General features: G+C 38.1%; 5 protein-coding genes. 2 read left to right on the top strand and 3 right to left on the bottom strand.

Translation table 11 applies throughout. From position 1 onward, the window contains the following. Positions 1–350: 350 nt before the first annotated feature. Entirely contained in the window at positions 351–2,579 is a 2,229-nt protein-coding gene (locus DS885_RS13105; protein ID WP_113819870.1) for an NADP-dependent isocitrate dehydrogenase, read from the bottom strand. A gap of 307 nt (positions 2,580–2,886) precedes the next feature. On the opposite strand from DS885_RS13105, the gene DS885_RS13100 reads away from it, so the two are divergent. Then, entirely contained in the window at positions 2,887–3,579 is a 693-nt protein-coding gene (locus DS885_RS13100; protein WP_309472394.1) for a pseudouridine synthase, read from the top strand. A 7-nt stretch (positions 3,580–3,586) separates the two neighbouring features. On the opposite strand, the gene murI is transcribed toward DS885_RS13100, so the two are convergent. Continuing rightward, a complete protein-coding gene (gene murI / locus DS885_RS13095) occupies positions 3,587–4,405 on the bottom strand; it encodes a glutamate racemase (RefSeq protein WP_113819869.1) in 819 nt (272 codons plus the stop codon). Positions 4,406–4,728: 323 nt separating this feature from the next. Between murI and trmA the strand changes: the two genes are divergently transcribed. Further along, entirely contained in the window at positions 4,729–5,832 is a 1,104-nt protein-coding gene (gene trmA / locus DS885_RS13090) for a tRNA (uridine(54)-C5)-methyltransferase TrmA (RefSeq protein WP_113819868.1), read from the top strand. Positions 5,833–5,920: 88 nt separating this feature from the next. Here trmA and DS885_RS13085 read toward each other — a convergent pair whose 3' ends face one another. Next, on the bottom strand, positions 5,921–6,841 hold the full coding sequence (locus DS885_RS13085; protein ID WP_113819867.1) for a dienelactone hydrolase family protein: 921 nt from the start codon (positions 6,839–6,841) through the stop codon (positions 5,921–5,923). Between the last annotated feature and the right edge of the window lie 115 nt (positions 6,842–6,956).

Here is a 6,956-nt window from a genome sequence, read left to right as displayed (position 1 = left end):
TCATTATAGTTTCCCGTGAGTTTGTGGCTAATACCAATTGTATTAAATAACTGATCTAAATTTTGCGCCGGAAAAATGGCTTAGTTAGAGGCGTAAGTTGATGTAAATGGTTGTTCCCTATACGAAACTTACAACGAAAAAATAAGTTGTTTTAACAAGTAAAATAGATCAGTTACTTACTATGATTGGTATTAATATCAATCACTCTCATTAACTACTCTATTCCCCTTGTTAAAATAATTACTATCACTGACTTCAAATAATGGGCAAAAAAAAACCATTAAGTCATCGACCTAATGGTTTTTATGTAGATGCAAAAGTTATTGCATCACAATATGCCTATTGCAGATTTAGATATTATCTACAGCAGCATTTAACGTTTTACTTGGACGCATTGCAGTAGTTACTTTAGCTGGATCAGTATGGAAGTAACCACCTAAATCAACTTGCACACCCTGTGCATCGTTCAGCTCTTGTACAATCACAGATTCATTACTTAGTAGTGAATCAGCTAGTGGTTTGAATTGTGCTTGTAGCTCAACATCTTTAGTTTGAGCAGCTAAGGCTTCAGCCCAGTACATTGCTAGGTAGAAGTGGCTACCACGGTTATCCAATTCACCTACTTTACGAGAAGGAGATTTATCTTCTTTTAAGAATTTACCATTAGCTACATGTAATGCTTCAGCTAGTACAACTGCTTTCTCATTACCTGTTTTAGCCGCGATATCTTCAATAGATACCGCTAGCGCTAAGAACTCACCTAGTGAATCCCAACGTAAATGATTTTCTTCAACAAATTGTTGAACATGCTTAGGAGCTGAACCACCTGCACCTGTTTCAAATAGACCACCACCTGCAAGTAACGGTACGATTGAAAGCATTTTAGCACTCGTACCTAACTCTAAGATTGGGAATAGATCCGTTAGGTAATCACGTAAAACGTTACCCGTTACAGAGATAGTATTTTTACCTTCTTTAACTCGTTGTAGTGAGAATTTACATGCTTCAACAGGGGCTAAAATTTGAATATCTAGGCCCGTTGTATCGTGATCTTTTAAGTAAGTATTTACTTTTTCGATAAGGTTTTTATCGTGTGCACGTTTTTCATCTAACCAGAAGATAGCTGGTTGACCTGTTGCTTGCGCACGGCTTACAGCTAAACGAACCCAGTCACGGATTGGAATATCTTTAGCTTGACACATACGCCAGATATCACCTTTCTCAACATCGTGAGACATCAATACATTACCTGCTGAATCAGTTACTTTTACAGTACCCGCTTCAGTGATTTGGAATGTTTTGTCATGTGAACCGTACTCTTCAGCTTTTTGTGCCATTAGGCCAACGTTAGAGACGTTACCCATAGTTGCTGGGTCAAATGCGCCATTTTCACGACAGAATTTGATTGTTTCTTCGTAGATACCTGCGTAACAACGATCTGGAATTAATGCTTTAGTATCTTCAAGTTTACCTTCTGCATTCCACATTTGACCGCTAGAACGAACCATAGCAGGCATAGAAGCATCGATGATCACATCACTTGGTACATGTAAATTAGTAATCCCTTTATCTGAATCTACCATTGCTAGGCTTGGACGCGTTGCGTAAACCGCTTGGATATCAGCTTCAATAGCCGCTTTTTGATCAGCAGGTAGAGTAGCGATTTTAGCGTATACATCACCTAGACCATTACGCTCATCAACACCTAACTCTTTAAATAGGTCAGCGTGTTTAGCAAATACATCTTTAAAGTAAACCGTTACAGCGTGACCAAACATAATTGGGTCAGATACTTTCATCATCGTTGCTTTCAGGTGAAGCGATAACATGATGTTGTCTTCTTTTGCTGCTGTCATCTCTTTTTCAAAGAAAGCACGTAATGCTGAAGCGCTCATACGAGATGAATCAATAACTTCATCTTTTAATACAGGCGTTGACGCTTTTAATACTGATGTTTCGCCAGCTGCATTAGTGAATTCAATTTTCAGATCATCATCTTGTTGTAATACAACAGATTGCTCAGAGCTGTAGAAATCACCTTCAGACATGTTTGAAACATGCGATTTAGATTCTGTAGACCATTTACCCATACGGTGTGGGTTGTCTTGTGCGTATTGTTTTACTGCATCAGCAACACGACGGTCTGAGTTACCTTCACGTAATACAGGGTTTACTGCACTACCTAACACTTTTGCGTAACGCGCTTGTGTGTCTTTCTCTTCGTCAGTTGTTGCTACTTCAGGGTAAGCCGGTAAGTCAAAACCGTGTGCTTGTAATTCTTTAATCGCAGCTTGTAGCTGAGGAATCGATGCACTTACGTTCGGTAATTTAATAATATTTGCTTCAGGTGTTTTAGCTAACTCACCCAATTCGGCTAGCGAATCTGCTTGTTGCTGATCTGCTGGCAGTTTATCCGAGAAGTTAGCAATGATTCGACCAGCTAAAGAGATATCACGCGTTTCTACAACAATGTTTGCAGCTTTAGTGAAGGCATTAACAATCGGTAATAGAGAGTGAGTTGCAAGCGCAGGTGCTTCATCTGTTTGTGTATAGATGATCTTTGCTGATTTATCTGTCATTTTATTTCCTTTAACAAAAATTTATGAAGTGAATTAATTGCGTAAAAAATGTTATCAGTTTGTTACACAAAATAATTAAGCCGATATCATATCGAAAAAAACAAAATTATCTAGTTTAGTGCTCTTATCTCAAAGGCTTAAATGTGACCTTGATCACCATTCATGCACTGTATATGTTACAAGCTAGTAACAAAACAACTGAAAACATGATTATTCGACACCCTTAAACATACCATTTAATCACTGCACTGCGTGAATTTTTTATTCTGATATACTTAACCTTTTTCAACTGTGTTAAGGAACATAAGTGACTCAAGCTCCCATCAATAAAAAAAGTAACAATAACAAAACAGGTGAAAATAAGCGTAAACACCCAACTAAAAAACCCACTCACTTTAATGTAAAGAAAGCGGCGCATAAAACCTTTGTTCCTAAAAAAGTCATGCCTAAATCAATGCAGAAGATTGTATTGTTTAATAAACCATTCGATGTATTGAGCCAGTTTACCGATGAAGGTAATACCGATAGCATGCGAGAAACCTTAAAGGACTATATTGATATTCCTAATATCTATGCAGCAGGACGCTTAGATAGAGACAGTGAAGGATTATTGGTATTAACCAATGATGGGCAATTACAAGCTGAAATTACTCAACCTGGTAAGAAAACAGCCAAAATATATTGGGTACAAGTAGAAGGTGCGCCTACTGAAGCGGATTTAGATAAGCTACGTAAAGGGGTTACATTAAAAGATGGTTTAACCTTACCCGCGAAAGCTAAAATTATGGAGAACCCTGAAATTTGGGAGCGTTATCCACCGATCCGCGAACGCGCTAATATCCCAACCACGTGGTTAAGCATTACCATTATGGAAGGCCGTAACCGCCAAGTCCGCAGAATGACAGCTAACATTGGTTTCCCTACGTTACGACTTATTCGCTATGCAATCGGCGACTGGACAATTAAAGACTTAGATAATGGCACTTATAAGGTACTGTAGCCTTGGTTTATAGATTGCAATGCTGTAACGCATTAAAACCATAACCAGAAAAACTCTGTGTTAATGCAGCTAGGTGTTGGTTATCGTTAAACAACTTAGTATAAAAAGCTTGATGTGAATTAGCCTGTTGGCTCTGTAAATCAAGCTTTTGCTCTTCCCCCAATAACTGCTTTACTCTTAAGGCAATCGCTTCACCTGAATCCACCAAGTTTACCTCAGTGTTAAAACACGCTTGTATCTCAGTTTTTAATAAAGGGAAATGTGTACACCCTAAAACTAAAGTATCTGGCATGCTGGCGTTTTGGGATAACCAAGGGGCTAAAATATCCATAAACTCATCTTGGCTTAGTACTTTCCCCATTAACTTATCTTCCGCCAATTTAACTAATTGCGTAGAGCCAATACTTAATACGCTTTTATCTGCAGCAAATTGCGAGATCAATTTATGGGTATAATCACGAGCAATAGTACCAGGAGTGGCTAGTAAACCTATCACGTTATTACGAGTCACTAAACTCGCAGGTTTAATGGCAGGTACAACCCCAACAATCGGAATAGTAAAGTGTTGGCGTAGGGCTTTTAGCGCAACGGTGCTGGCTGAGTTACAGGCAATGACAATCAAGTCAGCTGGATATTGTTGCAAAAAGTCGGTTAGTAACTGAGTAAGCCGTGCTACTAATTGAGTTTGCTTTAATTCACCATAGGGGAAATAAGCATTATCAAAAAGATACTGACATTGAATACCAGGGTTAAGCTTAATTACCTGCTCAAAAACAGACAATCCACCCACACCAGAATCAAATATAAGTACACGTTTTACAGACATTAACCCACTTCCTAGAGAAAAAAACTATTTTATACCAATTAGATTAAATAACGGACCTAAATTTTATCTAGAGGAAATAACAACGTGATAATACAAGTTAAGCTAACTCCTTACCTTTTCTTTTAAAAGAACAACTAATTTTTCATGGATTTAGCAAATAAAATAGCGTGTTCATGACTGTAATAAACCTGTGCCTGAACAGATAAATAAAGAAATAGAATGATATAACCTAGCCAAGCTCAAGCGCCTGCTTTAGAATGCCCCTCCATTTATATGTTATTGAAAGAATAGCGCCAAAAAAGCAATAGAATACAGAGGTAGAAATGAGCATAGAATTTGTTGATCCGGATAATTATGAATCACAATTAGACGCTAAAAAAGCACAATTTAATCGCCTTTTTTCGACCTTTGAATTACCTGAATTAGAGTGTTTTACTTCTCCAAAAACACATTATCGTATGCGCAGCCAATTCCGTGTTTGGCATGAAGATATGGATTTATACTTCTACATGACGGATCAAGAGACTCGTCAGCGTATTCGTGTCGACCAATTCCCACCTGCAAGCGAGCTAATCAATCAATTAATGCCAAGGTTAGTTGAAGAGTTAAAAGTCTCTCCCATTCTTCGTTATAAGCTCTTTCAGGCGAATTTCTTATCCAGTATGAGCGGCGAAATTATGGTTAGTTTTCTTTACCATAAAATATTGGATGACGAATGGTTAACGGCTATTAAAGCACTTAAAGAACGTTTATCGGGAGAATTTAAGATTAACTTCATTGGTCGCGCTCGTAAGCAAAAACTTATTGTTGACCACGATTACGTCATTGAAAAACTACAAGTTGATGGACAAGAGTTGATCTACCAACAAGTTGAAAATAGCTTTACCCAGCCAAATGGTAAGATTTCAGAAAAAATGTTGGATTGGGCCATTGAGTGTACCCGTAATAGTGAAGGTGATTTGTTAGAACTGTACTGTGGTAATGGTAACTTCTCACTTGCTCTGGCTAAAAACTTTAACCGTGTATTAGCCACTGAAATTTCAACGCCTTCAGTGAACTCAGCACAATACAACATCGCGGCAAATAACATCGATAACGTCACGATCGTGCGTATGTCAGCAGAAGAGTTTACCCAAGCTATTAATGGTGTGCGTGAATTTAACCGTTTAAAAGAGAAGAATATCGATTTATCAAGTTATCAATGTAACACCATCTTTGTTGATCCACCGCGTGCTGGATTAGATGATGAAACGGTAAAAATGGTACAAACCTACGATAATATTATGTACATCAGCTGTAACCCTGAGACCTTGAAAGCGAACTTAGAAGTCTTTACACAAACCCATGATATTAAGCGTTTCTCTTTATTTGATCAGTTCCCTTACACTCATCACACTGAAGCCGGTGTGTACTTAGTGAAACGTTAAGATTAACTGACAATGTAAAAGGGCTGAATAGATAATCTATTCAGCCCTTTTAGTTATAATAGCAATCATACTGATTCGCTGTTCAAGATTAAGTTAATTTCTCAGTAAAGAAGTCAATGCTTCGTTTCCAAGCTAATTCAGCCATAGTCGGTACATAACGCGCTGTAGAGTCATTATGGAAACCATGGTTGGCTTTTTCATACATAAACATCTCGTAGTCCACATCGTATTTTTTCAAGTCAGCTTCATACTCAGGCCAATAAGCATTCACCCTTTTATCTAACTCTGCCAGTTGAATCACTAACGGGGCTTTAATGTTTTTTCTGATTTCTGCGGCGGCAGGTGTTCCATAAAAAGGCACACCAGCATCTAACTTATCTGGCACAGTGGCGGCAAGGAAATTAACGATATAACCACCAAAACAGAAACCAACCGCGCCTAATTTACCTGTACTTAATGGATGTGTTTTCAGGAAATCAGCAGCAGCGATAAAGTCTTGCTCGATCTTCTCTTTATCCAATGATTTTTGCATTACTTTACCTTCATCATCATTCCCCGGATAACCACCTAAGGAATATAAAGCATCAGGCGCAAAGGCAATAAAGCCTGCTTTAGCAAGACGGCGAGCAACATCTTTGATGTAAGGGTTAAGACCGCGGTTTTCGTGAATGACTAATACAACAGGTAACTTACCTTCAACAGTTTTTGGCGTCACAAAGTAACCTTGCCCTTCACCGTGTCCGTCTGGTGATGCAAATTTTTCATAGGTTGCAGTAATATCATCATCATTAAAAGAGACTTGCTCTGCTAGTGCATAATTAGGAGTTAGTGCTGTTGATAATGTCGCAAGCGTAACACCTGCGCCAGCAATACCCGCTAAACGTCTTAAGAAAGTACGTCTATCAATATCACCGTGTGCATATTCGTCATACCAATCGAAGGCTTCCTGCGGTATTTGCACTGTGCTTTGCTCTTCTGTTTCCGATTTTAACTGTGTAGATTTAGTCATATTAACACTCTCATTATTTAAAATTTATTAGAAATAAAGAAACGATCGTTCAAAACATAACTATTTTTTAAGCAAGTGTAAATTAATTAATAACCATTATATTATTAAGGAATTG

It is taken from the genome of Psychromonas sp. B3M02, assembly GCF_003318165.1.
Lineage (GTDB): Bacteria > Pseudomonadota > Gammaproteobacteria > Enterobacterales > Psychromonadaceae > Psychromonas.
Note: the sequence above shows the minus strand (reverse complement) of the source record. Positions and strands in the feature narration are given on the sequence as shown.

Excerpts from the sequence above, each read along its gene's own strand:
- trmA (WP_113819868.1), top strand. The coding sequence starts at position 4,729 with ATGAGCATAGAATTTGTTGATCCGGATAATTATGAATCACAATTAGAC.
- DS885_RS13105 (WP_113819870.1), bottom strand. The coding sequence starts at position 2,579 with ATGACAGATAAATCAGCAAAGATCATCTATACACAAACAGATGAAGCA.
- murI (WP_113819869.1), bottom strand. The coding sequence starts at position 4,405 with ATGTCTGTAAAACGTGTACTTATATTTGATTCTGGTGTGGGTGGATTG.
- DS885_RS13085 (WP_113819867.1), bottom strand. The coding sequence starts at position 6,841 with ATGACTAAATCTACACAGTTAAAATCGGAAACAGAAGAGCAAAGCACA.